Origin of the sequence: Ligilactobacillus salitolerans, from assembly GCF_003864415.1 — a bacterium.
Classification (GTDB): domain Bacteria; phylum Bacillota; class Bacilli; order Lactobacillales; family Lactobacillaceae; genus Ligilactobacillus; species Ligilactobacillus salitolerans.
The window spans coordinates 13,952-40,426 of sequence record NZ_BFFP01000023.1; the positions used below are offsets into that span (position 1 = coordinate 13,952).

A 26,475-nucleotide genomic window follows, 5' to 3' on the forward strand; every position below is an offset into this window, starting at 1 on the left:
GACAATCGTGCTTTTCTTTTTAAAAAATAATTGCTGATTTCTAGGCTGACACTTTTAAGCTTGGCGGACTAAAAGCAGACAGTACGAAATTTGCTGATTAAATGTTAGTTGGGACAGCGTTGTTATTAGGGGTGAACGTATTATGGAAAAAGAAACGATTTGGAGTGCACAAGATGTACTCACGATGTGTTCAAAATATATGAATCAAGAGCACGCAGCTTTAGTACAAAAGTCATATGACTTTGCGTCTTATGTCCACAAGGGTCAAGCCCGTAAATCAGGTGAGCCTTATATCGTGCATCCGATCCAAGTCGCTGGGATCTTAGCTGACTTAAAGATGGATCCGGCTACTGTCTGTGCTGGTTTCTTGCATGATGTAGTTGAGGATACGCCTGTTACGCTTGGAGACGTCGGTGAACTTTTTGGTAAAGATGTTGAGATCATTGTTGATGGTGTGACAAAGTTAAGCAAAATCAAATATATCTCTCACCAAGAGGCTCAAGCAGAAAATCACCGCAAACTTCTGCTAGCCATGTCGCAAGATTTGCGTGTGATCATTGTTAAGTTGGCCGACCGTTTGCATAATATGCGTACGCTGAGTCACTTGCGGCCGGACAAACAACGGCGGATCGCCAACGAAACCTTGGAAATTTATGCACCGTTAGCTGATCGCTTGGGGATCAGTACGATCAAATGGGAGCTAGAAGATACATCTTTGCGTTATTTGAATCCGCAGCAATATTATCGCATCGTACATTTGATGAATTCTAAACGCACAGAGCGTTTAAATTATATTGAAGATGTTATCAAAGAGCTCAAAAAGGCGATCGAAGACCTTGATTTAGACTGCGAAATTTACGGACGTCCAAAACACATTTATTCAATTTATCGAAAGATGCGTGATCAGCATAAACAATTTGATCAAATTTACGATTTGATAGCGATTCGAGTCGTAGTTCAATCGATCAAGGATTGTTATGCCATCTTAGGTGCGATCCACACCCGTTGGAAACCGATGCCGGGCAGGTTTAAAGACTACATCGCAATGCCTAAAGCAAATATGTATCAATCTCTGCATACGACAGTGCTTGGCCCTTCTGGTCGTCCCTTTGAAGTGCAGATTCGGACCGAAGAGATGCATCAGGTCGCCGAATATGGGATCGCCGCCCACTGGGCATATAAAGAGGGCAAAAAAGATGCTGTCGCGAAGTCCGAAACCGGCGAGAAATTGAATTTCTTTAAGGAGATCCTCGAATTTCAAAACGAATCTGAGAATGCTAATGATTTTATGGAGAGTGTCAAGGGAGACCTTTTCTCTGACCGTGTTTATGTCTTTACACCTAAAGGCGATGTTTTGGAATTGCCGAAAGGGTCAGTTCCACTGGATATGGCTTATTCGATCCACACGGAAATTGGCAACCATACAACTGGTGCAAAGGTCAATGGTAAAATCGTTCCCTTAAATTATCAAATCAAAAACGGCGATATTGTAGATATTCTGACCTCTCAAAATTCGACTGGGCCGAGTCAAGACTGGCTAGACTTGGTGCATACCAATAAAGCACGCAATAAGATCCGGCGTTTCTTTAAGCAGCGGGATCGAACAAAAAATGTTGATTCTGGTAAGAATATTTTGGAAAGTGCCATACTAAATGCAGGCTTTGACCCTCATGAAGTCTTAGTCGAAAAAAATATCGATCGAGTGCTCGAGAAAAAACATTTTAAAGAAGTTGAAGATCTTTATGCTTCGATTGGTTTTGGCGAACTGCAGCCCATCGGGATCGTCAACGTTTTAGTTGAAGATATTCGTCAGAAGCAAGAAGAGGAACGCCAGCAGCAACAAGAAAAAGATTTGTTGGAAGAGCACAAAGAGATCAGCAGCGAGAATAAAAATGCTCCGAAATCTAAAAAAGGCAACGGCAAGGATGACACTGTTGTAATTGCTGGGATCGATAATATGCTGATCAGACTGAGCCATTGCTGTAGTCCGATCCCAGGCGATGACATTGTTGGCTATATTACTAAAGGTCGGGGAGTATCCGTCCATCGAATCGATTGTCCGAACATTAAAAATGAAGAAAAAAATGGGACACATCTGATCGATGTCTCGTGGAATAATTTGCCGGAAGAGCATACTTTATATGATACAGAACTTGAAATCGAAGGGTATAATCGCTCTGGCTTGCTCAACGACATTTTACAGATGGTCAACAACACCAGCAAAAACCTAAACTCAGTTAACGGGCGAGTTGACAGTAATAAGATGGCGATCATCAATATTACGATCAGTGTACGCGACAAAGTTGAGTTGCAGCGTGTGATTGATAACTTAAAACGAGTTGCAGATGTTTATGTTGTTAAACGAACAATTCATTAATTTGATGAAGGGAATGGCAAATCAGTGCGAGTAGTTGTACAAAGAAGCAAGCAAGCCCAAGTTGAGATCCAAGGAAAGATCCATGGTCAGATTCACCATGGATTCGTCCTTTTAGTGGGCTTTACTGACGGCGACGGGGAAGAAGAGATCAATTATTGCGCGAACAAAATCTCAAAGCTCCGTATTTTTGCCGATGAGGCAGGGAAACTTAATCAGAGTTTGAGTCAAGTCAAAGGCAGCGTGTTGTCGATCTCGCAATTTACGTTATATGCTGACACGAAAAAGGGGAATCGTCCCGGTTTTTCTCGGGCACAAGAACCGCAAAAAGCTGCTGAAAATTATGACAGGTTCAATCAAGAGCTGCGTGAGCGTGGAATCGAAGTCCAGACCGGGATCTTTGGAGCCGATATGCAAGTTAGCCTGGTCAATGACGGTCCAGTCACGATCATCTATGATACTGCAGAAAATTAGGAGAAAAAATGAGTTACAAGAATTTCTTTTGGGATTTCGACGGAACCTTGTATGATACCTACCAAATAATGCCTTTAGCATATACCAAGGCGTGGCAAGCTGCGGGTTTTGAGGTCAATGGCAAGCAAGCTTACGAAGCTATGCGGCTGAATTCGCTGGGACAAGCTTTTAAACAACAGCAAGAACAATTCAAACTTTCCTCAGCTCAGCTTAAAGAAGTGCGGCAAACTTACAATGAATTTGAACAAAAGAGCTTGAAACAAGCTCAGGCTTTTCCTGGCGCAACAACGGTCTTAGCCGCTGTAGCTGCTGGCGGCGGTCAGAATTTTCTATTAACACACCGCGACCAAGGTGCCATCGACTTGCTTGAGCGTGATGGTTTGCGCCAGTATTTCACAGGGATGATCACAGCCAACGACCATTTTGCACGTAAACCTGCTCCGGATTCATTGAATTATCTCTTAGCTCAGTATCAAATCTCGCCGCAAACAGCAATTATGGTGGGTGATCGGAGTTTAGACATCGAAGCCGCTCATCGAGCTGGAATGGCTGGCGCTCTTTATGATCCGGATCAGCTGCTGGTTTCCCAAGCAATTCAAGCTGAGATCAGCTTAAATTCATCACTAGAATTAAAAAAATACGTGGCACGAGCATAAAAAAATAAAGGTCCGCACTGCAAAGTGCGAGCCTTATTTATTTGCAAAATATTTTTCCAAACCAGAGACGATTTGAGTTGAAACCTTGTTTTTATAAAGGCGCGATGAGATCTGTTCAAAATCTCTTTCAGAGTTGATATAACCCATTTCCAGCAAGATCGATGGACGCGTATTATCGCGGATAACTAAGAAGTCTCCAAAATCCACACCCCGATTATCCAAGGCTAACGCGCCGAAAGAATTGTTTATTTTTTTGGCTAAGTTCAACGAACTTTTTTGATGATAATAATATGTGGTATAACCAGATGCTACGTTCGTTTCTGGAGCTGAGTCAAAGTGAAAACTGATAAACGCGTCCGCATGAACTTGTTCAGCCAGTCTTGGACGTGCAGCCAGGCTGACGTAGGTGTCTTTGCTACGGGTCAGATAGACCTTAGCCCCTTTTTCACGCAGTTTTTTCGCTACTTCTTTGGCAAAACGCAGCGTATAAGTTTTTTCGTTTGTGTTGTGGGTAGAGACTGCGCCGGAATCATTGCCGCCATGGCCTGGATCTAAGACGATCGTAGCATTTTTTAACGACTTGATCGGTTGGCTGTAGTTAGGCGAGATCATCCAGTCAGCCACCCAACCAAATTTATTTTGTCCGGTTTTAACATACAGCCAATGGTATTTAGTTTTGATGACGGTCAGACGTGTGCCTTGTGGAACCTCTGCTCGTTGCTGGTATTCGATCCCAGGTCCGTTTTTTAGGACTGCTTGAGTTGTTTGAACTTCGAGTTGTTTGAAATAGGTGCTAGTACGATAAACTAATATTCCGGCTAAGAGCAGGATTATTCCGACTAACAAAACCTTATTTATTGGAAATCTATTCTGTTGTCTTTGTCTGTGCATTAATTCAGCCACCGTTCACTTAGTTACATCAAATTTTTGTTAGTATCAAAATAATTATACAAGACTTTTGGCTCTTTTGAATTAAAAAAATGATAATATTTTTTTAATTCACGCAATTGTGCCGTTTTTTTGCGAGTAAATCCGTCAAGCAGCTTGATTTTAGGGCTTATTGTTTGTATACTAAAAAAAAGCCGTTGAAAAAGACTAGTAATTTAATTGAACTTGTGCAGAGAGCGGGGGAAAAGCTGAAACCCCGTCAAGTTCTCCAGATGAAGACACTTTTAAGGTGTATGGAAACATACCGCTTGAGCAGCGTTATTGCTGAGTTATAAATTAAGGTGGTACCGTGCATCTGCGCCCTTGACCAAGAATAGCTTGGCTGGGCGCTTTTTATTTGCCTTTGAAAGGAAAAGCTAAATTTCATTTGGAGGCTTTTTTAAACTTTAAGTTAATGACCGACATGAAGGAGGAACACTATGAAATATCAAAGACCAAAAGGCACAGCTGATATTCTGCCTGAAGAAGCACAAAAGTGGGCAATGGTTGAAAGTAAAGCCCGCTCTGTCTTTGCTAAATACCGTTATCAAGAAATGCGCACACCAATGTTTGAAAGTTTTGATGTTTTTTCGCGGACGTCTGGTGAAACTTCAGATATTGTCACCAAAGAAATGTATGATTTCTATGATAAAGGTGATCGTCACATTACGTTACGGCCTGAAGGAACCGCGGGGATCGTTCGGGCATATGTAGAAAATAAGTTATATGGTCCAGAGATCCAGAAACCGTTTAAGACTTTTTATATGGGGCCAATGTTTAGGTATGAACGTCCGCAATCAGGTCGGCTGCGTCAGTTTCATCAAATCGGAGTTGAAGCATTTGGGTCTGATTCTCCAGCATTAGACGTTGAAGTTATTGCTTTAGCGATGAGCTTGTTGCAAAGTGTCGGGTTGAATAGTTTGAAATTAAGCTTAAACACCTTAGGCGATGATGAATCAAGAAAGAATTATCGGCAAGCACTAATCGACTTTTTGGAGCCGCATGAAGCCGAACTCTCGCAAGATTCAAAGGAGCGGCTGCATAAAAATCCTCTGCGGGTTTTGGACAGTAAAGACTCCCAGGATCAAGCAATAGTTGCAGATGCGCCGTCAATTTTAGATTACTTGACTCCAGCTGCTCAAAAGCACTTTGATGAGGTTCAGGACTACCTAAAGGCTTTAAACATCAGCTATGAGATCGACTCTAATATGGTTCGCGGTTTAGACTACTACAATCACACTATTTTTGAAGTGATGTCTGATTCAAAAGCCTTTGGCGGCAAATGGACAACCGTTTGTGCCGGCGGGCGTTACAATGGACTGGTTGAACAACTCGGCGGTCCAGAAACCTCCGGCGTTGGCTTTGGTTTAGGAATTGAGCGGTTGCTTTTGATCCTAGATGCAGAAAAAATCAACCTCGTTGAAAATCAGAATTTGGATGTTTATGTGGTTGGAATTGGCAGCCAAGCTAGCCCCAAAGCATTACAGCTAGTAGAAGGGCTGCGCAAACAAGGATTTAGTGCAGACCGCGATTACCTAGATAAAAAACCAAAAGGACAGTTCAAGGCTGCCAATAAGGCCAATGCACAGTACACTTTGACCCTAGGCGAGGAAGAATTAGCCCAAGGTAAAGTTAATTTAAAGGACATGTCCAGCGGTCAGCAAGTGTCGGTTTCTTTTGAACAGGTTTTAAGCGACTTTAGCCAAGTAAAAATGGCATTGTTGCAAGGTGAAGGAGAGAAAAATTAAATGAAACGAACAACTTATGCGGGCTCTGTTGATGAGTCGTATTTGAATCAAGAAGTTGTCTTAAAGGGCTGGGTTCAAAAACGACGTGATCTAGGCAACCTGATTTTTATCGATCTGCGTGACCGTGAGGGGATCGTTCAACTGGTTTTTAGTCAGGAATTTTCAGCAGACGCTTTGAAAGTGGCAGATACTTTACGCAGCGAATATGTGATCGAAATTTCTGGTAAGGTCGTTTCTCGTGGAGAAGGTGCGATCAACCCAGACATGAAGACTGGTAAAATTGAAGTAGAGGTCCACGAGATCAATGTGTTGAATCAGGCTAAAACACCGCCATTTTATATTCAAGACAATATCAATGTTTCAGATGACCTGCGGCTGAAATATCGTTATTTAGATCTTCGCCGCCCAGAAATGCAACGTGGGCTGCTGATTCGAAATCGGATCACCCAGGCGGTTCATCGTTATTTAGACCACAATCAATTTGTGGATATTGAAACACCTTATCTAACTAAATCTACTCCTGAAGGTGCCCGAGACTACTTGGTTCCTTCTCGTGTCTATCCCGGCCATTTCTATGCTTTACCACAATCCCCGCAGTTGTTTAAGCAGTTGTTGATGGGGGCTGGTTTTGACCGCTATTATCAAATCGCGCGTTGTTTTAGAGATGAAGATCTGCGCGGCGACCGCCAACCGGAATTCACACAGATCGATTTAGAAATGTCATTTATGACGGCAGAAGAAATTCAGGAAATGACCGAAGGCTTGTTAAAAGCGGTCATGAAAGAAGCTGTCGATTATGAATTGCAGACTCCGATCCCGCGGATCACTTGGAACGAAGCAATGGCACGTTTCGGAAGCGACAAACCTGACATTCGTTTCGGCATGGAACTCCATGATATGTCAGCTGCGGTTGCTAACGCCGGTTTTAAAGTTTTTGACTCCGTACTGGAAAATGGCGGTCAAGTTAAAGCAATTGCTGTGCCAAATGGTGCAGGAGCTTATTCGCGTAAACAAATCGATGCTAAACAAGAATATATCAAGCGCTTCGGAGCAAAGGGGCTGGCTTGGGTCAAAGTGACAAGTGATGGATTACAAGGTCCGATCGCTAAATTCTTCATGGAAAATGCCGCCCAGATCACTGAAGCTGCTGAAGCCAAAGAAGGCGACTTGATTTTATTTGTAGCCGACAAAGCTAAGGTTGTAGCTGATGCTTTAGGTTACCTCCGTGTGGCTGTTGCCAAGGAAATGAACATGATCGATGAAACGCAATTTGCATTTATTTGGGTCGTGGATTGGCCATTGTTCGAATACAGCGAGGATTTCCAACGCTATATTGCTGCCCACCATCCATTTACGATGCCTAATGAAGAAGATTTAGATCTGTTGAAGACTGATCCGCACAAATGCCATGCTCAAAGTTATGACATCGTGCTCAACGGTTATGAGCTTGGCGGCGGTTCAATTCGTATCCATCGGCGAGATATTCAAGAAGATATGTTTAAAGCGTTAGATTTCACCAAGGAACGAGCAGAAGCACAATTCGGCTGGTTTATGGATGCCTTGGACTATGGTTTCCCTCCTCATGGGGGATTAGCACTTGGCTTGGACCGTTTTGCGATGTTGTTGGCTGGAAAGAACAATATCCGAGAAGTCATCGCCTATCCTAAAAATTCTAAGGCTTCCGAGCCTCTGACTAATGCACCGAGCTTTGTCTCAGACAAGCAATTGGCAGAATTATTCTTACGTCCAGAATTGCCAGAGCAAGGAAACGACCAAGAAAGTTAATATGTTAGGTCTGCTTTAATTTTAGAGCAGGCCTTTTTTATCGTAGTGATGGAGAATATTATTTGATTCGTGAACTTTTTTTCACCGCTTTTGCTAAAAAAGAGGGGTGTTGTTATAATAAGTTAGATTTAAGCAAATTTGCACTAATACAAGGGAAAGTATAAAGGAGCAGCAAAAAATATAATGGACGAGCTACAGCGGATATGGAAAAGACATGCTTATTTAATGCGTATTTCTACGGCATTTATGTACGGGATCATCGTTTCGATCGCGATGAACTTCTTTTGGACCCCGGGTCACATTTACTCTTCAGGCATCACAGGCTTAGCACAGTTGCTGGCAACCTTGTGCAAAGGTACAGCTCTTCCGATCTCAGCCGCATTGTGGCTGTTTGTGTTAAATGTGCCGTTATTTTTCTTGGCTTGGAAACAAATTGGACATCGTTTTACTATCTTCACTTTCCTGGCAGTCATTTTTTCCAGTATTATGATCAAGGTGATCCAGCCGCTAACATTAACGCATGATCCCATTATTTGTGCAATTTTTGGCGGCGCCGTCAACGGTTTTGGGACTGGGCTGGCATTAAAAAATGGGATCTCAACCGGTGGGCTGGATATCATGGGCTTAACTGTCAAAAAACATACCGGGAAATCGATCGGCACGATCAATATGGCTTTTAATGCTTTCATCGTTGTCGCTGCCGGCTTTATGTTTGGCTGGCCGTATGCTTTTTATTCTGCACTAGGACTCGTCGTTAATGCCCGGGTCATGGATATGGTTTATACGCGGCAAAAGAAAATGCAGGTCATGATCGTAACTGCTCGGCCAAACAGTGTGATCGAATCTATTCAAACACGACTTAGGCGTGGAGTAACAATTGTTCATGGAGTCGAAGGTGCCTACAAGCACGATGCTCAAACGATCTTATTCACTATCATTTCCCAGTATGAACAATCTGAATTAGAGCGTGCAATGCATGAAGCAGATCAACACGCTTTTGTCAGCATCGCAGAAAATGTTCATATCATGGGACATTTTTATGAACCTGAACCGTAATTTGGAGGTGGTTTTTCTAATATGGTAAAAATGTTATACATATGGATGATCAGTCTTTACTCTCGGATCATTCGCATGAAAAAGCCGCAAGCGACTGTCTATCTGATGAGCTTTACTGGCAACGAAGATTTTATTTTGCGGTTGGCTGAAAGAATTTCCCAGGAACAAAGCGGGCAGCTAACGGTCTTATACCGAAGTAATTGTCAGCAAAGTGCTGAGCAATTACGAGAACGCGGGATAAAGTGTTATTTATTTGCCGATGGCTTTAAGTTTATTTTTCAGCAGCTTAAAGTGGTGATGGCTGCGCGCTTAATTTTTGCCGATAATTATTTCGCATTTTTGGGAGGATGTGCATTCGACCATTCTCAGACAAAGGTGATTCAGCTGTGGCATGCTAACGGCGCAGTCAAAACTTTTGGTTGGGAAGAACCGCGTACCAAAAACAGGTCAAAGAGCGACAAAACGCGTTTTCAAAAAGTATATGATCAATTTGATGACTTTATTGTTGGCTCCGATAAAATGGGGGAGGTTTTTTGCAACAGCTACCACCAATCGCCTGAGAAGATCCAAGTCTTGGGTTATCCGCGTACTGATCTGCTCTTTGCCAATGAAAAAACCATTCAGACCAGAAAACAGATTTATTTAAAACATCCGGAACTAGTCAACCAGGAAATTATTCTTTATGCCCCGACTTACAGAGAAACAGACGGCGGAGACACCTACTTACAGTTGCCAGCTGATTTTAAAAAAATAGTTTCTGCCTTGTCGGCCCAGCAGACCTTAATAATCAAGGTACATCCGCAAGTAACTGCAGCTTTGCAGGAATTACAGGAACAGGATTTGAAAAACGTTGTCTGGGTCGACGATTTCAGCACTGAAGAATTACTCGTTATTACAGACAGACTCATCACGGATTATTCTTCCGTTATTTTTGATTACACATTATTGAAAAACGCGCAACAGGTTATTTTTTATTGCTATGACTATAACAGTTATGCACAGATCGTCGGTATTCAAAAAGATTTTAGCGAGTGGATCCCTGGTAAACTCGTGACTTCTGCTCCTCAGTTAGCCACGCTTTTGCAAGCACCGCTTGAAAAACAGGAATTTACTGCATTTAACCATCTGTGGAATTCTGCCAATGACGGTAAAGCCGTGCAGCGTGTTTTGGAAAAATATTTTTTTGGCAAATAAAAGATGGCAGTGATCTGCGAACCGCTAGAGTTTAGGTTCATGATCACTGCCATTTTTAGAAGAGAAAAAATTTATTCAGTTGGGTCCTGATGATCATGGAGGCTTTCCATGATCAGTGTGGCTGTTTCTTCGATCGACTTATTGGCCGTATTGATCACAAGGCAGCCCAACTTACGGTATAATTCTTGGGAAAAATTAAGCTCATTGTTAATATTCTCGATGTTAGAATAGTGTGAGTCTGGATCTAACCCGTAAGCAACCATTCTTTGACGCCTGATTGAATTCAGGACAGCTGGGTCGTTGACCAGCCCAAAAATCTTTTGCGGGTCGATCGAATAGATCTCCTCTGGGATCTTTGTCTTTGGGACAAGCGGCAGGTTAGCAACTTTATATCCTTTATTTGCCAGATAAAGTGAAAGCGGGGTCTTGGATGTCCGGGAAATTCCTAGCAGCACAATATCCGCCTGAGTAAATCCGCTTGGATCTTTTCCATCATCGTAAGTTACTGCGAACTCCATACATTCGATTCGTTTGAAATAGTCTTGATCAGTGTGATGGTTCATACCAGCTTCTAGTTTGGGCTGGATCTGTGTTCTTTTTGCGAACATTTTCAACAGCCGGTCTAAAACACCGATGCATTGCAGCGAATTTTCGTGACAATATTCTTCAACTCTTTGCGATAGCTCTGGTAAGACTAAAGTGTGTACGATCGTTGCGTTGACACGCTTGGCTCTTTTTAAGATCCCATTTAAGAGCGATTCCGTTCTGACCAGCGGGTATTGTTGGACATCAAAATTTACTTCAGGAAATTGCACTGCCGCAGCTTGAACTAGATTATAGGCGGTTTCACCGATTGAATCCGAAATGACGAAAATTGTCGTTTTTTTCTTTTCTAGCATAAAAAGCTCCTCCTTAACGGTTCTGGCGGGGAATAAGGACTCAGCTAAAATTGAGTCTGACCTTGATAAAAACTGAGTGGACGTCTACCCCTAACTTATCTTTAATTATACCTGGAATTTTGGTTGATTCAAACTAAAAAAGCGGTTCCATTGATTCGAGTCAGCTGCTGGAAGGGTAATAAAAATTATCACAAGTGCTAGCTGTAAAGATAGAATATCGAAATTTTTGTGATTGAGTTTTAAGAATATATTGACGCGTATTTTATGTTTATGTATAATAATAAAGAACTGTTAAGTTTGTGTGTTTATGCAATTTTATACGGTTACACTTTAAGCTCGGAGGGAGGGAAAACATCATGTCAAAGACAGTCGTTCGTAAAAACGAATCTCTTGATGACGCTCTTCGTCGCTTCAAACGTACCGTTTCCAAAACAGGTACATTGCAAGAATACCGGAAACGTGAATTCTACGAGAAGCCAAGTGTTAAGCGTAAGAAAAAATCTGAAGCAGCTAGAAAACGTAAAAACAAACGTCGTTTCTAAAGTCCTAAGGGGGCAGATGTAGTGAGTTTGTTAGATACTCTGCAAAAAGATATGGTCGCTGCAATGAAGGCTAAGGATAAGCAGAAATTAAGCACGATCCGGATGCTGAAAGCGGCAGCTACCAATGAAAAGATTAATTTGGGGCATGATTTAACTCCAGATGAAGAAGTAGCGGTTTTAGCGCGTGAATTAAAGCAGCGCAAGGATTCTTTAGAAGAATTTAAGGCTGCTGATCGTCCTGATACTGTTGCCAGTCTCGAAGAAGAAATCAAAGTTGTCCAAGCATATTTACCTGCACAACTTAGTGAAGAGGAAGTCAAAAGTATTGTTGCAGAAACTATTGCGACAGTCCATGCCGAAACACCCGGTGATTTTGGTAAAGTCATGGGTGCAGTGATGCCAAAGCTTAAAGGTAAGGCAGATGGCAAACTCGTTAACTCGGTAGTTAAAGAATTGCTTGCAAATTAAGTAAATGGAGTTCGGTCATAACGGCCGAGCTCTTTTTTACGTCAGAAGAATTGCCGACTTGCGATAATTTGGCGGATAAGCTATATTTAAGTAAATGTTTCCGTGGAAAGCGGCCGAGTTTACACAACATTTCCAAGGCATGTTAAAAACGGTGTTAGTGTTATTTAACGGCGGTTTTCTGACATGTTCCTGACAATTAATACAAATTAAGAGCAACGTTTGACCTTGAAATGTGATCTGAGTTGGCTAGTCACATTTCTAACAACCACTTTTTTTGAGCAGCCAACCATTATCCAAATCAGAAGTATGAAAAACATGGCCGTCAAAATATTTTCATTTAGGAAATCAATGTCTTTTTTTCACATAGAGACTCAGCACACGTGTCGGTCAGCGGATAGTTGGTGCAATTTCTTCGCTCAGCGAACCGTCATGCTGAACTAGTAAAATTGCCGCGGATATTTATTAGAGGTCAGTTGTGGTCTGCGGCAGTTGACGTTAATTTAACTTTTACTTCAAAGGGGAAGTCCGATTTGTCTGAAAAACAAGTAATTGAAGAAGAACTACGAGTTGACCAGCCGGATGAGCAGGCGGTTTTATTTGGAGTCAATAACAGTTTTTTGAAATTGATCGAAGAAGATCTCTCAGTGCTCATCCGCCCATTCGGTAATGAGATCAAAATCAAAGGCTCAAAAGCTGAAGTGGCTCTTGCCAAGGCGGTGCTCAGTGAGCTGCTGAGTCTGATCGAGTCTGGGGTCACGATTGCAGAAAGTGATGTTTTATCTGCACTTACAATGGCGCATAACGAGACGCTTGCCTATTTTCAAGACCTTTACACCGAAACGCTGATCAAAGACAACCATGGGCGTCCGGTGCGGGCAAAAAACTTGGGGCAGCGCAAATATGTTCAAGCAATCAGGAAAAATGATTTAGTCTTTGGAATTGGTCCAGCTGGGACGGGTAAGACATATTTAGCAGTCGTTATGGCTGTTGCAGCTTTGAAGAAAAAACAAGTGGAACGCCTTGTCTTGACCCGGCCGGCAGTTGAAGCCGGTGAATCTTTGGGATTCTTGCCAGGCGACTTGAAAGAAAAAGTTGACCCGTATTTACGCCCGATTTATGATGCGCTTTACGCGATCCTAGGGGCGGAACACACTGAACGCCTGATTGAGCGCGGTGTAATTGAAATTGCTCCCTTAGCTTATATGCGGGGAAGAACTTTAGAGAATGCCTTTGTTATTTTGGATGAAGCTCAAAATACGACCCGAGCTCAGATGAAAATGTTTTTGACTCGTTTAGGCTTTGGGTCCCAAATGGTTGTTAATGGAGATGTGAGCCAGATCGATCTGCCTAAGGGTCATCAACAAAGCGGGCTGGTTGATGCGCGTAAAGTTTTACAAGGGCTGCCACGGATCAATTTTATTGAGTTTTCTGCAACCGAAGTCGTCCGCCATCCAGTTGTCTCTGAAATTATTACTGCCTATGAAAAGACTGGGAATCAGGTATTGCATTAAAGTGCCTAGTTAGCATAGAAATCGAGGAAAATTTGAATTATGGATCTAGAAATATTTGATGAAACAAAAACGGCTTCACCTGAGTGGCTCGAATTGATCGAAAAACTTTTGAACTACGCTGGGGAATACATTAATTTGCCCGATAACACTGAAATGTCTGTCACTTTGGTTGACAATGCAAAGATCCATGAAATCAATCGGCAATACCGCGGAGTCGATAAAGCAACTGATGTTATCAGCTTTGCTATCGAAGAAGATGACGGTAGTGAAGAACCAATAATTTTTGCTGAGGATGAAGATTTTGATTTTCCCAAAAACATTGGGGATATTTTTGTATCTTTAGATAAAGTCAAAGAACAAGCAGAATATCTTGGTCATTCACAAGAAAGAGAACTGGGCTTTTTAGTCGTCCACGGTTTTTTACATTTAAACGGGTATGACCACATGCAGCCTAATGATGAAAAAGAGATGTTCGGATTACAAAGAAAGATTTTGGATGCCTATGGTCTTAAAAGATAGAAAGCACAGCAAAACTTCATGGAAAAACCGTAGTTTTATCCAAGCCTTCAAGCATGCTTTTGTCGGTCTACAAACCGTTTATCGGGATGAACGCAATTTTCGCTTTGACTGTTTTGCAGCAATTTTAGTTATTTTAGCAGGTTTTGTGTTGCATGTTTCAAACAACGAGTGGCGCAGCTTGCTTTTGGCAATATTTTTAGTTTTAGCCAGCGAAGCTTGGAACACAGTTATCGAAAATCTGGTCGACCTGGTTTGCGGCCCGACATTCAAAGAACCGGCTAAAAAGGCAAAAGACATTGCAGCAGGGGCTGTGTTATTGGCCTCGCTCTACGCAGTTTTTACGGCAACGTTGATCTTATTACCTAAGATCTGGGCAATGTTCTTTTAACAAACTGCTTGAATGTAGTAATAATGTAATTTAGTGAGGAAAGGGAAAAAATATGACTGAAAATTTTCATTCTGGTTTTGTTGCGATCATTGGACGGCCAAATGTCGGCAAATCAACCTTCATTAACCGTGTCATTGGTGAAAAAATTGCGATCATGAGTGACAAACCGCAAACTACTAGAAATAAGATCCAAGGTGTCTACACTACCAATGAGGCGCAGATCGTCTTTATTGATACCCCAGGGATCCATAAACCCCAAAGTAAGTTGGGCGACTTTATGGTCGAATCTGCACTTTCAACTTTAAATGAAGTCGATGCCGTGCTATTTATGGTCAATGCGACTCAAAAACGCGGCAAGGGCGACGATTTTATCATCGAACGTCTTAAAAATGTTAAACAGCCAATTTATTTGCTGATCAATAAAATCGACCAGATCCATCCAGATCAATTGCTGCCGATCGTTGATGATTATCGCAAAGCTTTGGATTTTCAAGAGGTCTATCCGATTTCAGCCCTCAAGGGGAATAATGTTCCGGAACTGATAGATAACTTAGTGACGGATCTGCCAGAAGGGCCGCAATTTTACCCGGAAGATCAAATTACTGATCATCCAGAACGTTTTATAATCTCAGAATTGATCCGCGAAAAGGTCAACCAGTTGACCCGGGAAGAAGTGCCGCATTCAGTCGCTGTTGTCACGGAACGAGTTAAACGGCAAGATGAGCAAAAGGTCCAAGTTTCAGCTAAAATTATTGTGGAACGCAATAGTCAAAAAGGGATCATTATCGGCAAAGGCGGCCAGATGCTGAAAAAAATCGGAGTTCTAGCTCGTAAGGATATTGAACATCTCTTAGGTGACCGTGTTTATCTGGAGCTTTGGGTCAAGGTCCAAGAAAATTGGAAGGACCGAGAAACAGACCTTCAATCCTTTGGCTACCAACAAGATGATTATTAAAAATCGCGCCGGTTCAAGTCAGCTGACCTGGACCGGCTTCTAAGCGAAAGAAGGCAGCTTCATGACAAAGCATCAAGGAGTCGATTTTCAAGGGATCGTCGTTTCACGTGCTGACTATAAAGAACGCGATATGTTAGTTAAGATCCTGACCGATCATTACGGCTTCAAAACATTTTTTGTCCGCGGGGCACGCCGTCGCGGTTTTAAGCTTGCTTCCGCGATCCTGCCTTTTTCTCATGGGACTTATTTCGGCAATGTCAACGATGAAGGGCTGTCTTTTATTAATGGCACGCGTGAACTAGAACAGTATCAGCAAATATACTCTGATATTGAGCTGAATGCCTATGCAGCTTATATTTTAGGCTTAGCAGGGGCGGCATTTTCAAACGATGAACCCTTGCCGGCAGGCTGGTTCACTAAAATTGCGAGTGCGTTATCTTTGATCGACCAAGAATTTGACCCTGCGATCATCGCCAATATTATCGAGGTTCAGCTCCTGGATGTTTTTGGGGTCAAACCATACATGGAAAGTTGTGTGGTCTGTCATGAAACGCAGGGCGTTTTTGATTTTTCTGAAGCATACGGGGGATTGCTTTGCCAAAGACATTGGTATCTGGACCTCGATCGGCTGCACTTGGATCAGCGAACAGTGTATTATCTGCGGCTTTTTTCAGCTCTGGACTTAACCCAATTACACTCGATCAAGGTCAAGGCGGCCACTAAGAAAAAACTTCGCCAGACACTAGATACTATTTATACTGATCAAGTCGGTGTTTATGTCAAAGCAAAAAAGTTTCTCGATCAGATGGGCAGCTGGGATCAGATCCTAAAGGAAGGTCATTAAGCTTAAAAGCCAAGTGAGCTTGACGGCTGCCACGAATTTTGCTTGACAAAGCCCAAATTCTGGCTTAATGTTGAAGTATTCGAATAACGGTGGCAATAATAAGATATGATCGATCCGGCGGATCTTAGCGAGTCTGGAAAGTGCGAGCAGACATCTCAGCCGATCGAGTGGCAATCTTTAGTCGTATTAAGTAAGCAGTCGGTTGTTTTAACCGAAAGTAGGGTGGAACCGCGATCGTCTGACCGTCCCTATGCAGCATTGAAAAAATGCTAGCATAGGGACTTTTTTTGACTCAAATTGGTTAATCGCTTTGCTTAAATCTGTCGCCATGTTCAAACCTTATTCATCTATTCAAGGAGGAAACCTGCATGTCTAAGAAGTTAAGTATTCAAGAAATCATATTGACCTTGCAGCAATTTTGGTCAAAACAGGGGTGTATGTTGATGCAGTCCTATGATACCGAAAAAGGGGCTGGGACCATGAGCCCATACACATTTTTGCGTGCGATCGGACCTGAACCATGGAATGTCGCTTATGTAGAACCGTCTCGCCGTCCTGCTGATGGACGTTATGGGCAAAACCCCAACCGTTTATACCAGCATCATCAGTTCCAAGTTATCATGAAGCCTTCTCCAGCCAATATTCAGGACCTTTATTTGGAGAGTCTTGCTGCCTTAGGGATCGACTCTAAGGAACATGATATTCGCTTTGTCGAAGATAACTGGGAAAACCCGTCAATGGGCTGTGCCGGTGTAGGTTGGGAAGTCTGGCTGGATGGAATGGAGATCACCCAGTTTACTTATTTCCAACAGGTGGGCGGTCTCGAAGTCTGGCCAGTGGCTGCTGAAGTCACATATGGTCTTGAACGTCTCTCATCTTATATTCAAGATGTCCAATCTGTTTTTGACTTGGAGTGGGCTGATGGCGTGAAATATGGTGATATTTTCTCAGAACCAGAGTATGAGCAATCGAAGTATGCGTTTGAAGAAAGCAACCAGGCGATGTTATTGAAAGCTTTTGACGAGTTTGAAAGTGAAGCCAAAGCCCAGATTGCAAATGGACTGGTCCATCCTGCTTATGATTATATTCTGAAGTGCAGCCACACATTTAACTTGTTAGACGCGCGCGGAGCTGTTTCTGTGACGGAGCGTGCTGGTTACTTGGCTCGGATCCGCAATATGGCAAAATCTGTCGCAAAAGTTTTTGTCGCAGAACGGAAAAAATTAGGCTTCCCGTTGATCAAAGACGAGAAATTGAAAGCAAAATTATTAAAGGAGGACAATTAAGATGGAACACACATTCTTACTGGAAATCGGTTTAGAAGAGATCCCGGCACATGTTGTTACTCCGAGTGCTGAACAATTGGCATCAAGAATGGAACAGTTTTTACAAGATCAAAGGATCACTTTTGCCAAAATTGAAACCTATTCAACCCCGCGCCGTTTGGCAGTGAAAGTCCTAGGCTTAGCTGATAAACAGCCCGATATTAAAGAAGAGGCTAAGGGCCCGGCTAAGAAAATCGCTCTTGATGAGGAGGGCAACTGGTCTAAAGCAGCCCAAGGATTTTGTCGTGGCCAAGGCGTTTCACCGGACCAAATTTATTTTAAAGAATTCAAAGGAACTGAGTATGCCTACGTCCAAAAAGCTATTTTAGGTCAGCCAGTGGCGGAAGTTTTGCAAGGCGTGGACTCAGTGATCACTGCGATGCGTTTTCCAACGATGATGCGCTGGAGCACAAACAGTTTCGAGTATGTTCGTCCGATCCGCTGGTTGGTTTGCCTACTGGATGATGCGGTGATCCCCGTTCAAGTGTTGACAATTAAAGCAGACCGGATCTCAGCAGGTCATCGTTTCCTCGGCCAAGATATTCAGCTTTCATCAGCAGCTGATTATCCAGAATTGTTACTCACAGAAAAAGTGATCGCAGATGCACAGCAACGTAAGGAAATGATCACCAAGCAAATTAATGAATTAGCAGCTCAGCATAACTGGGAAATCGTGATCGACCCAGATTTGCTGGAAGAAGTAAATAATTTAGTTGAATACCCGACTGTTTTTGCCGGTAAATTCGCCGAAGAATACCTTTCCTTACCAGATGAAGTCTTAATTACTTCAATGAAAGATCACCAGCGTTTCTTCTATGTGCTAGGAAAGGACAAAGAAATGCTGCCATATTTCGTTTCTGTTCGCAATGGAAACCAAGAACATTTGGAGAATGTGGTCGCCGGTAACGAGAAAGTTTTGACTGCTAGACTTGAAGATGCGAAATTCTTTTACGAAGAAGATCAAAAGACCCCGATCGAAACTAGTGTCGATCGGCTCAAAAATGTCATGTTCCACGATAAAATTGGAACAATTTATGCTAAGATGCAGCGGGTCTCAATTATTGTTGAATATTTAGGTGAAAAATTAGGTCTGAATGCCGCGCAATTAAAAGATCTTGCACGCGCATCCCGAATTTATAAGTTCGATATTGTGACTGAAATGGTGGGCGAATTTTCAGAATTACAAGGAATTATGGGGGAGATCTACGCTCGTTTATTTGGTGAAAACGACACTGTAGCTCAAGCAGTTAGAGAATCTTACTTGCCGCTAGGTTCAGAAGGACAGTTGCCTGAAACAGAAGTTGGGGCGATCCTGGCAGTGGCTGACAAACTGGACAGCATTCAATCCTTCTTTGCGGTTGATTTATTACCAAGCGGATCAAATGATCCTTACGCTCTGAGACGACAGGCATTAGGGATCGTTCGGATCGCCTTGGACCAAAACTGGTCCCTCTCGTTAAAAATGCTGCAGGATGCAGTTGATCATGCCTTTAACAAAGAGCAAAGCCTGTACGAAAATACTGATCCGCAGCATAACTCAGCTGAATGGCACAAGTTTATTTTAGACCGGATCGACGTATTATTAGCCGATCAGGACTATAAATACGACATCATTCAAACAGTCGTTGCGGCTAAAACTAATACCTTCCAGCAGATCTTTGCTGCAGCCGATGTCTTAACTAAGCATCAGTCCGATAGTGACTTTAAGGAAAGTGTCGAAGCCTTAACCAGAACAGTTCGGCTGGCAAGTAAGAATCAAGCTGAAATTTCTGAACATGTTGACCCAGCGTTGTTCGAAAATGAAACCGAAACAAAGCTCTTCCAAGCGGTCAGTCAGGTAAAAAATAACTTTGCAAAACAAGACCTCGACGAGAAATATTTGGCACTGGCCAGTTTGCGCGAACCAATCAGTGCATATTTTGAAGAAACAATGGTTATGGCTGATAATCAGCAAATCAGAAGCAACCGTCTTTCAGAATTAAACTTAGTGGCTGAACTAACTTTAGCTTTCGGCGCCCTTGATAATCTGAACGTCAAATAAAACAAGCAAGACTAAAAAACGGAAGGGATCATTTCCTCCGTTTTTTAACTAACTTGAATTTAGAAAATTACTAAAAGTGAGAGACTTTTTGCTTGCATCAGAATGGGTTTCATTATAAGATTAATATTGATTATGTAAAAAAATAACTGTGGTAAAGTCGCACCTCTGGAGTGCGGCTTTATTCCACTTAAATTGCAGCGTTTTGAGGTGATCACTTGAGCAGAATGATCCCTGAAGTGGTGATCGATGATGTTCGTTCGCAAGTCAATATTCTGGACATTGTAGAACAATATGTCCAGATGCATCGTTCAGGCAAAAATTGGTTTGGTTTGTGTCCATTTCATCCGGAAACTTCTGGTTCTTTTTCTGTGAATGAACAAAAACAAATTTTCACTTGTTTTTCTTGTCATCGTGGTGGTAATGTCTTTAAATTCATGATGGAGATCGAGAATCTCGATTTTCCAGCGGCTGTGATCAGAGTCGCCGAACTTGGCAACATCAAGATCGACAGCCAGTATGCCGATGCGGTTGCCGCGGGTGAAAATGGTGGTGCTAGTGACCAAGATAATAGTACAACTCGGACGCTCAAAGAATATCACCGTGAGGCGGCTGAATTATATCACCATATTTTGGTTAATACGCAGCTGGGTGAAAGTGCCTTAGAGTATCTGCATCAACGTGGTTTGTCCGATGATTTGATCACAGAATTTCAGTTAGGCTATGCGCCGTCGAAAAGGCTGTTGATGCCGTTTTTTAGTGAACATCAACCGGATTATCAGTTGTTGCGCAAATCTGGACTCTTCGTTGAATCACAAGATGGTAAACTGAATGATCGTTTCACTGACCGAGTGATGTTTCCTTTGAGAAATGCAGTGGGGCAAGTAATCGGTTTTTCAGGACGTTTGCTGGCAAAGAACGATAATAAACCCAAATATCTAAATTCACCAGAAACTGAATTGTTTAATAAACGGGAAGTGCTTTTCAACTTTGACAAAGCCCGCGTTGAAGCGCGGCGAGAGAAAAGTATTGTTCTGTTTGAAGGTTTCATGGATGTCTTAGCGGCTTATCGGTCCGGTGTCAAAAATGGGGTCGCCTCGATGGGGACGAGTCTAACGGAACAACAAGTTTATACGCTGGCACGTGCCACCAAAAATATCAGTATTTGTTACGATGGTGATGAACCTGGGCAAAATGCTACAAAACGGGCCTTAGAATTACTGAATTCTGTAGAACGTTTTGGTTTAAGTGTGATCACGCTTCCGGAAAAACTAGACCCGGATGAATACGTTAAAAAATACGGGGCAGAAAAGTTTGCTGATCGTGTTCACCATGGTAAAACAGGGGAGCTGGATTTTTATTTCAGTTACTATCAACAAGACCGTAATTTAACTAATGAGCAAGATCAGCTGGGCTATATCGATGACGTTTTGCATGAATTAGCCCGAAGTAATGATCCAATTGAACAGGATCTATACCTGAATCGAATCGCTGAACGCTTTCAAATCACTAAAAGTAATTTGGAAACACAGCTCCGGGATGTTCGGGCTTCACTTCAAGCAGACCAACAAAAAGTCCGCCAAAAAAAAACTAATAGCAGTGTTCCAAGCAGTGTACCAGACCGTAAGTCCCAAGCTCCTGTTCATCTGACTAGAGTTGAACAGGCTGAGCGTCTGTTGCTTTACCGCCTTTTGCATGAACATAGCATTTGGCTGAAAGTTCAGAGCTTGCCGGAGTTTAGTTTTGTCCACGAAAATTATCAAACACTGTATTTACTAGCACAGGGCTATTTTAACCAGTACCAAGAATATGATAGTGCATCTTTTTTGGATTTTGTTCAGGAAAGTGCGCTCCAACAGATCGTAGTTGCACTTGAGATGAATAATTACGCCGAACAGGCTAGTGAGATGGAGATCAATGACTGTTTACGTTTGATCTTGGAAGCTTCACCGCTTGAAGAAAAGATCCATTCCACTAACGACAAGTTAGCACATGCAAAAAGAATGAACGATCAAGACCAAGTCACACTATTAACAGTTGAATTGATCAAACTACTACAACGTAAACAAGCAGCAATTTCAGCAATATAAGGAGGATCTCACCTTGGCAGAAGAGAAAAAGAACACAAGCAATGTTGAAAAACAATTTAAAAAAGAGCTTCGGAATTTAATTCATCAATATAAACCAAAAAAACAGATCAAGTATTCAACCCTATCTAAAGAATTGGTCGAACCTTACCAATTAAATGCTGATGCAATGGACAAATTGATCGAATCAGTCGAAGACGCAGGGATCTCGGTGGTAGATGAAAAAGGCGAACCGAGCGAACATGCACTGCACGCTGCAACCAAGCAGGCAGAAAGTGCTAAACGTGATGTTTCAGCCCCTTCCGGCGTCAAAATTAATGATCCGGTCCGGATGTACCTCAAAGAAATTGGTCGAGTTGACCTGTTGACCGCTGATGAAGAAATTGCCTTAGCATTACGGATCGAACAAGGCGATGAATACTCTAAACAACGTTTAGCTGAGGCTAACTTACGTTTGGTTGTTTCGATTGCGAAACGCTATGTCGGACGCGGTATGTCCTTTTTGGATTTGATTCAGGAAGGAAATATGGGGCTGATGAAGGCTGTCGAAAAATTTGATTATCGTAAAGGATTCAAATTTTCGACTTATGCAACCTGGTGGATCCGTCAAGCAATCACACGTGCAATCGCGGATCAAGCCCGGACAATCCGGATCCCAGTTCACATGGTCGAAACGATCAATAAGCTGATTCGAATCCAGCGGCAATTACTCCAAGACTTAGGCCGAGAGCCGATCCCTGAGGAAATTGGTGCAGAAATGGACATGCCGACTGAAAAAGTCCGTGAAATTTTGAAAATTGCACAAGAACCAGTTTCTCTGGAAACGCCTATTGGTGAAGAGGATGATTCACATTTGGGCGATTTTATCGAGGATCAAGAAGCAACAAGCCCAGCAGATCACGCTGCTTTTGAATTATTAAAAGAACAGTTAGAGAGTGTCCTAGATACCTTGACTGATCGCGAAGAGAACGTCTTGCGGTTACGCTTTGGATTGGACGATGGCCGAACCAGAACGCTGGAAGAAGTCGGCAAAGTCTTTGGTGTCACTCGTGAACGGATCCGTCAGATCGAAGCTAAGGCTTTACGTAAATTACGTCATCCTTCCAGATCAAAACAATTAAGAGACTTTTTGGATTAACAAATAAATATGGCTGTTTCAGCTGAATCAGCCAGGCAGGTTTCACAACAAAGGGTCGAATGGATTTCGGCCCTTTTTTTACATATTTCAGCAAAGTTACGCTTAAATGAACTAATTATTGATTCATTAGACTTGTTGAACAATTACTTTAGCGGTCAAGGAGAATACTTAAGAATGGATGCAAATAATTTATCACAGAGACTCATGCGTGTAGCACACTATGTGCCCCAGGGCGCGCGTTTGGCAGATATTGGCTCTGATCACGCCTATCTTCCTGTGTATCTTGCAAAAAAAGGACAGATCTCATATGCGGTTGCAGGTGAGGTCGTAGCCGGTCCATACCAGAATGCGACTAAGGTCATAGCTAATTCTCATATGGATCAAATCGTTATTCCCCGCTTAGCCGATGGTTTACAAGCTTTTTCTAAGGCTGATAAAATTGATACTGTTACTATTTGCGGGATGGGTGGGCCATTGATCGTCAGCATTTTAAATGCCGGGAAACAGCAGCTTGCTGACAGGCCGCGCTTGATTCTCCAGCCGAATGTGGGAGAAGACTCTGTCCGTCGCTGGCTCAATTCCCATGCCTATGAGATCACTGCCGAAGAGATCTTGGAAGAAAGCGGACATATCTATGAGATCATTGTGGCTTTTCCAGTAGATGCTGTTCCAAAATTAGCTGCAGAGGAAATGTTGTTTGGTCCTTTTTTGATGCGAAGTAAAGAACAAGCTTTCATAAAAAAATGGACGCGTGAATTGCACCGGGAAGAAAAAGTCCTGCATTCTCTAACTAAAGCCAAAACAGATTCAAGTGCCAGGTCAAAAATGGTGCAGGCACGGATCGATTTGATCAAGGAGATGTTAGCTGATGACAACAGTTAAAGATATTGTCAGTAAATTTGAAAATTTTGCGCCTCAGCAATTGGCAGAAAAGGGAGATCCTGTAGGATTACAGCTAGGAGATTTAAATCACCCAGTTCACAAAATGCTGGTGACGCTCGATGTCCGGCCAGAAACAGTCCAAGAAGCTATTGCTAAACAGGTCGATTTTATTTTTGCACATCATCCGATGATGTTTCATCCGATCCACAGTTTTGATCTCAGCTCCCCGCAAAATCAGATGTATGCTGAATTGATCAAACATAACATCACAGTTTACGCTGCACACACAAATTTAGATAATGCCAACGGCGGGATGAATGATTGGTTAGCTGAGTGTCTTGGACTGGTCGATTGCGAACCGCTCCTTGGACCTCAAGCAGAAAAAATCTACAAATTAGCCGTGTTTGTTCCGGAAACGGCTGCAAAACGTTTACGAACCGGTCTAGCACATGCGGGTGCAGGACAGGTCGGAAATTACTCGTCTTGTTCGTTTTCTCAAGCCGGAACTGGTCGTTTTCTGCCTGAACAAGACGCGCAGCCCTATATAGGCACAACCGGCCGTCTTGAAGAAGCAGCTGAAGAAAAAGTTGAGGTTATTTTTCCTGCGCGTAAAAAGGCTCAGGTTTTAAGCGCGATGTATGCTAATCATCCATATGAACAGATCGTTTTTGATCTGTATCCAATTGAAGGTATGGGAGACAGCTACGGGATGGGGCGCGTTGGTCAACTAGAGAAACCGCAAACCTTGTCAGATTTTATTGAACTTTGCAAAAATGCCTTAAAAATTCCTGCCCTGCGGGTCGTAACCGATGACCTTGAGCAGACCGTACAAAGGGTGGCACTTTTAGGCGGGAGTGGTGCGAAATTTTATCCGGACGCCATAACTAAAAAAGCTGATGTTTATGTCACTGGTGATGTCAGCTATCATACAGCACATGATATGTTGGCGAATAAGTTGAATGTGATCGACCCCGGTCATCACTTTGAATGGGTTTGTCAGCCGCGCTTGCAAGAGCTCTTTACCAGGTGGGCGAAGGAAGAAGATTGGCAGCTCACAGTGATGGCAACTGAATTAAATACTGATCCATTTATGTTTGTATAACCGTACCGCGCCGGTGGGGATCTGTGAACAAAATATACTGAAATAGAGAAATATAACTTTAAAAGGAGATTTTTTCATGCCAAAATATAATGATTTAGTTCCACGCTTTTTAAAATATGTGCGTAAGGAAACACGTTCCAACGAAGAATCAACCACAAGCCCTTCAACTCATAGTCAAGTTGAATTTGCCAATGAATTAGTACTCGAATTGAACGAATTAGGTTTGTCTAATGTCCGGATCGCACCTGAGAGCAGTTATGTCTTTGCAACTTTGCCGAGCAATTTACCTGCTGGTCAAGAAGCTAAAAAAGTTGGTTTTATTTCTCATATTGATACTGCCGACTTTAACTCCCATAATGTTTCACCTCAGCTGATTGAAAATTATGATGGTCAATCTGAAATAAAACTAGGCCAAAGCGGTTATTCATTGACACCAAAGGATTTTCCTAACCTCAAACATTACAAAGGTGATGATCTGATCACCACCGATGGCACTACCTTGCTTGGTGCCGACGACAAAGCTGGAGTTGCTGAAATCATCACAGCACTCGAATTTCTGGTCCAGCATCCCGAGATCAAACACGGCGAGATTGAAACTGGTTTCGGTCCAGATGAGGAAATTGGAACTGGTGCTGATCATTTTGAAGTGGCTGATTTTGGTGCCGATTTGGCTTATACAGTTGATGGCGGTCCGCTTGGGGAACTTGAATATGAGACCTTTAACGCAGCTCAAGCAACCTTAACTTTCACCGGCAAAGATGTCCATCCATCAACTGCAAAGGGCGTGATGATCAACGCTTTAAAGTTAGCGATTGAATTTGAGAATCATCTTCCAAGTGCAGAAGTCCCAGAAAAAACAGCTGACCGTCAAGGTTTCTTCCATTTACTTAGTCTAAATGGTACCGTTGATGAAGCTAAAATGACCTACATTATTCGGGATCATGATCGAGCTAAATTTGAAGAACGCAAAACATTGATCAAAAATATTGTTGCTAAGCTTAACGAACAGTTTTCTGAAGAGCGGATCCATTTGGACCTTAAAGATCAATATTACAATATGCGTGAAATAATCGAAAAAGACATGACAGTGGTTGAATTAGCTAAGCAAGCGATGGAAAACCTTGACATTCAGCCCGTGATCGAGCCTGTCCGCGGCGGGACTGACGGTTCTAAAATTTCATTTTTAGGTTTACCAACACCCAACCTTTTCGCAGGTGGTGAAAACATGCATGCTCGTTTTGAATACGTTTCGGTTCAAACGATGGAGAAAGCCACAGATGTCATTTTAGAGATCGTGCGCTTGGCAAGTGCAGAATAATGCGATTGAAAGAGAGGCTCTTCGTCAAGTAGTACTGATGGGGAATGATATTTAAAATTTCAAAAAATTGGTATAGCTTGATCAAGCTGCCTGTTCCTGAATGGGACGGGTGGCTTTTTTGATCTCTCTGCGCATATTCATGCTTAAAAAACTGGTCTTTAATGCCAGGAGAATACGCAGGCGGAAGTTGGCAAAGTTTCTAAAGCCATAGGCAGTCTTCTTGATAACCTTGATTTTGTTGTTGG

General features: G+C 42.5%; 24 protein-coding genes. 21 read left to right on the forward strand and 3 right to left on the reverse strand.

The genetic code is table 11. The features are described 5' to 3' along the window. Nucleotides 1-142: 142 nt before the first annotated feature. The 3 genes from LFYK43_RS07320 to LFYK43_RS07330 are packed head-to-tail and all read left to right on the forward strand — an operon-like array spanning nt 143 to nt 3,504. Nucleotides 143-2,377, forward strand: a complete 2,235-nt coding sequence (locus tag LFYK43_RS07320; RefSeq protein ID WP_124976927.1) for a RelA/SpoT family protein — start codon at nt 143-145, stop codon at nt 2,375-2,377. A 24-nt stretch (nt 2,378-2,401) separates the two neighbouring features. Continuing rightward, nucleotides 2,402-2,848, forward strand: coding sequence for a D-aminoacyl-tRNA deacylase (gene dtd / locus LFYK43_RS07325; RefSeq protein ID WP_124976929.1), 447 nt, complete (start codon nt 2,402-2,404; stop codon nt 2,846-2,848). 8 nt (nt 2,849-2,856) lie between these two features. Beyond that, complete coding sequence (locus LFYK43_RS07330; RefSeq protein WP_124976931.1) at nt 2,857-3,504, forward strand: HAD-IA family hydrolase; 648 nt, start codon at nt 2,857-2,859, stop codon at nt 3,502-3,504. 33 nt (nt 3,505-3,537) lie between these two features. Here the strand turns inward: LFYK43_RS07330 and LFYK43_RS07335 are convergent, their stop codons facing one another. After that, the gene (locus LFYK43_RS07335) at nt 3,538-4,395 is read right to left on the reverse strand and encodes an N-acetylmuramoyl-L-alanine amidase (RefSeq protein WP_124976933.1); all 858 of its coding nucleotides are present in this window, start codon (nt 4,393-4,395) and stop codon (nt 3,538-3,540) included. Nucleotides 4,396-4,871: 476 nt separating this feature from the next. On the opposite strand from LFYK43_RS07335, the gene hisS reads away from it, so the two are divergent. The 4 genes from hisS to LFYK43_RS07355 all read left to right on the forward strand — a co-directional run bounded on the left by hisS (nt 4,872) and on the right by LFYK43_RS07355 (nt 10,214). Continuing rightward, entirely contained in the window at nt 4,872-6,179 is a 1,308-nt protein-coding gene (hisS, locus tag LFYK43_RS07340; RefSeq protein WP_124976935.1) for a histidine--tRNA ligase, read from the forward strand. Then, nucleotides 6,180-7,964 (forward strand): aspartate--tRNA ligase, encoded by a 1,785-nt coding sequence (gene aspS / locus LFYK43_RS07345; protein WP_124976936.1) that lies wholly within the window; start codon nt 6,180-6,182, stop codon nt 7,962-7,964. It begins immediately after the preceding gene. Between the two features lie 183 nt (nt 7,965-8,147). Then, a complete protein-coding gene (locus LFYK43_RS07350; protein WP_124976938.1) occupies nt 8,148-9,020 on the forward strand; it encodes a YitT family protein in 873 nt (290 codons plus the stop codon). Between the two features lie 21 nt (nt 9,021-9,041). Then, the gene (locus LFYK43_RS07355; RefSeq protein WP_229717994.1) at nt 9,042-10,214 is read left to right on the forward strand and encodes a CDP-glycerol glycerophosphotransferase family protein; all 1,173 of its coding nucleotides are present in this window, start codon (nt 9,042-9,044) and stop codon (nt 10,212-10,214) included. A gap of 71 nt (nt 10,215-10,285) precedes the next feature. On the opposite strand, the gene LFYK43_RS07360 is transcribed toward LFYK43_RS07355, so the two are convergent. Beyond that, nucleotides 10,286-11,113: a pyruvate, water dikinase regulatory protein gene (locus LFYK43_RS07360; RefSeq protein ID WP_124976940.1), complete on the reverse strand. Its 828-nt coding sequence runs from the start codon at nt 11,111-11,113 to the stop codon at nt 10,286-10,288. Nucleotides 11,114-11,469: 356 nt separating this feature from the next. Between LFYK43_RS07360 and rpsU the strand changes: the two genes are divergently transcribed. From rpsU to pepT, 14 genes are all read left to right on the forward strand, one after another. Next, on the forward strand, nt 11,470-11,655 hold the full coding sequence (rpsU, locus tag LFYK43_RS07365) for a 30S ribosomal protein S21 (RefSeq protein ID WP_003690207.1): 186 nt from the start codon (nt 11,470-11,472) through the stop codon (nt 11,653-11,655). A gap of 21 nt (nt 11,656-11,676) precedes the next feature. Then, nucleotides 11,677-12,123 carry a GatB/YqeY domain-containing protein gene (locus LFYK43_RS07370; RefSeq protein ID WP_124976942.1) on the forward strand — a complete coding sequence of 149 codons (447 nt, stop codon included), beginning with the start codon at nt 11,677-11,679 and terminating at the stop codon, nt 12,121-12,123. A gap of 530 nt (nt 12,124-12,653) precedes the next feature. Further along, complete coding sequence (locus tag LFYK43_RS07375; RefSeq protein ID WP_124976944.1) at nt 12,654-13,634, forward strand: PhoH family protein; 981 nt, start codon at nt 12,654-12,656, stop codon at nt 13,632-13,634. A gap of 39 nt (nt 13,635-13,673) precedes the next feature. Continuing rightward, on the forward strand, nt 13,674-14,153 hold the full coding sequence (gene ybeY / locus LFYK43_RS07380) for an rRNA maturation RNase YbeY (protein WP_124976946.1): 480 nt from the start codon (nt 13,674-13,676) through the stop codon (nt 14,151-14,153). Continuing rightward, nucleotides 14,131-14,541, forward strand: coding sequence for a diacylglycerol kinase family protein (locus LFYK43_RS07385; RefSeq protein ID WP_124976948.1), 411 nt, complete (start codon nt 14,131-14,133; stop codon nt 14,539-14,541). The genes ybeY and LFYK43_RS07385 overlap by 23 nt, the downstream gene beginning before the upstream one ends. A gap of 52 nt (nt 14,542-14,593) precedes the next feature. Beyond that, nucleotides 14,594-15,496, forward strand: a complete 903-nt coding sequence (era, locus tag LFYK43_RS07390) for a GTPase Era (protein WP_124976950.1) — start codon at nt 14,594-14,596, stop codon at nt 15,494-15,496. 61 nt (nt 15,497-15,557) lie between these two features. Beyond that, on the forward strand, nt 15,558-16,340 hold the full coding sequence (gene recO / locus LFYK43_RS07395) for a DNA repair protein RecO (RefSeq protein WP_124976952.1): 783 nt from the start codon (nt 15,558-15,560) through the stop codon (nt 16,338-16,340). 368 nt (nt 16,341-16,708) lie between these two features. Next, nucleotides 16,709-17,626, forward strand: a complete 918-nt coding sequence (gene glyQ, locus LFYK43_RS07400) for a glycine--tRNA ligase subunit alpha (RefSeq protein ID WP_124976954.1) — start codon at nt 16,709-16,711, stop codon at nt 17,624-17,626. Between the two features lies 1 nt (nt 17,627). Further along, a complete protein-coding gene (gene glyS, locus LFYK43_RS07405; protein WP_124976956.1) occupies nt 17,628-19,706 on the forward strand; it encodes a glycine--tRNA ligase subunit beta in 2,079 nt (692 codons plus the stop codon). A gap of 215 nt (nt 19,707-19,921) precedes the next feature. Continuing rightward, complete coding sequence (dnaG, locus tag LFYK43_RS07410) at nt 19,922-21,793, forward strand: DNA primase (RefSeq protein ID WP_124976958.1); 1,872 nt, start codon at nt 19,922-19,924, stop codon at nt 21,791-21,793. 13 nt (nt 21,794-21,806) lie between these two features. Then, the gene (gene rpoD, locus LFYK43_RS07415) at nt 21,807-22,928 is read left to right on the forward strand and encodes an RNA polymerase sigma factor RpoD (RefSeq protein WP_124976960.1); all 1,122 of its coding nucleotides are present in this window, start codon (nt 21,807-21,809) and stop codon (nt 22,926-22,928) included. Nucleotides 22,929-23,102: 174 nt separating this feature from the next. Continuing rightward, complete coding sequence (locus LFYK43_RS07420; protein ID WP_124976962.1) at nt 23,103-23,810, forward strand: tRNA (adenine(22)-N(1))-methyltransferase; 708 nt, start codon at nt 23,103-23,105, stop codon at nt 23,808-23,810. Next, nucleotides 23,797-24,912, forward strand: a complete 1,116-nt coding sequence (locus LFYK43_RS07425) for a Nif3-like dinuclear metal center hexameric protein (RefSeq protein WP_124976964.1) — start codon at nt 23,797-23,799, stop codon at nt 24,910-24,912. Before LFYK43_RS07420 ends, LFYK43_RS07425 begins: the two co-directional genes overlap by 14 nt. Before the next feature lie 76 nt (nt 24,913-24,988). Continuing rightward, complete coding sequence (gene pepT, locus LFYK43_RS07430; protein WP_124976966.1) at nt 24,989-26,230, forward strand: peptidase T; 1,242 nt, start codon at nt 24,989-24,991, stop codon at nt 26,228-26,230. An 81-nt stretch (nt 26,231-26,311) separates the two neighbouring features. Here pepT and LFYK43_RS07435 read toward each other — a convergent pair. Then, nucleotides 26,312-26,475, reverse strand: a 164-nt coding sequence (locus LFYK43_RS07435; protein ID WP_148095611.1) for a transposase, incomplete at its 5' end; no start/stop codon positions are given.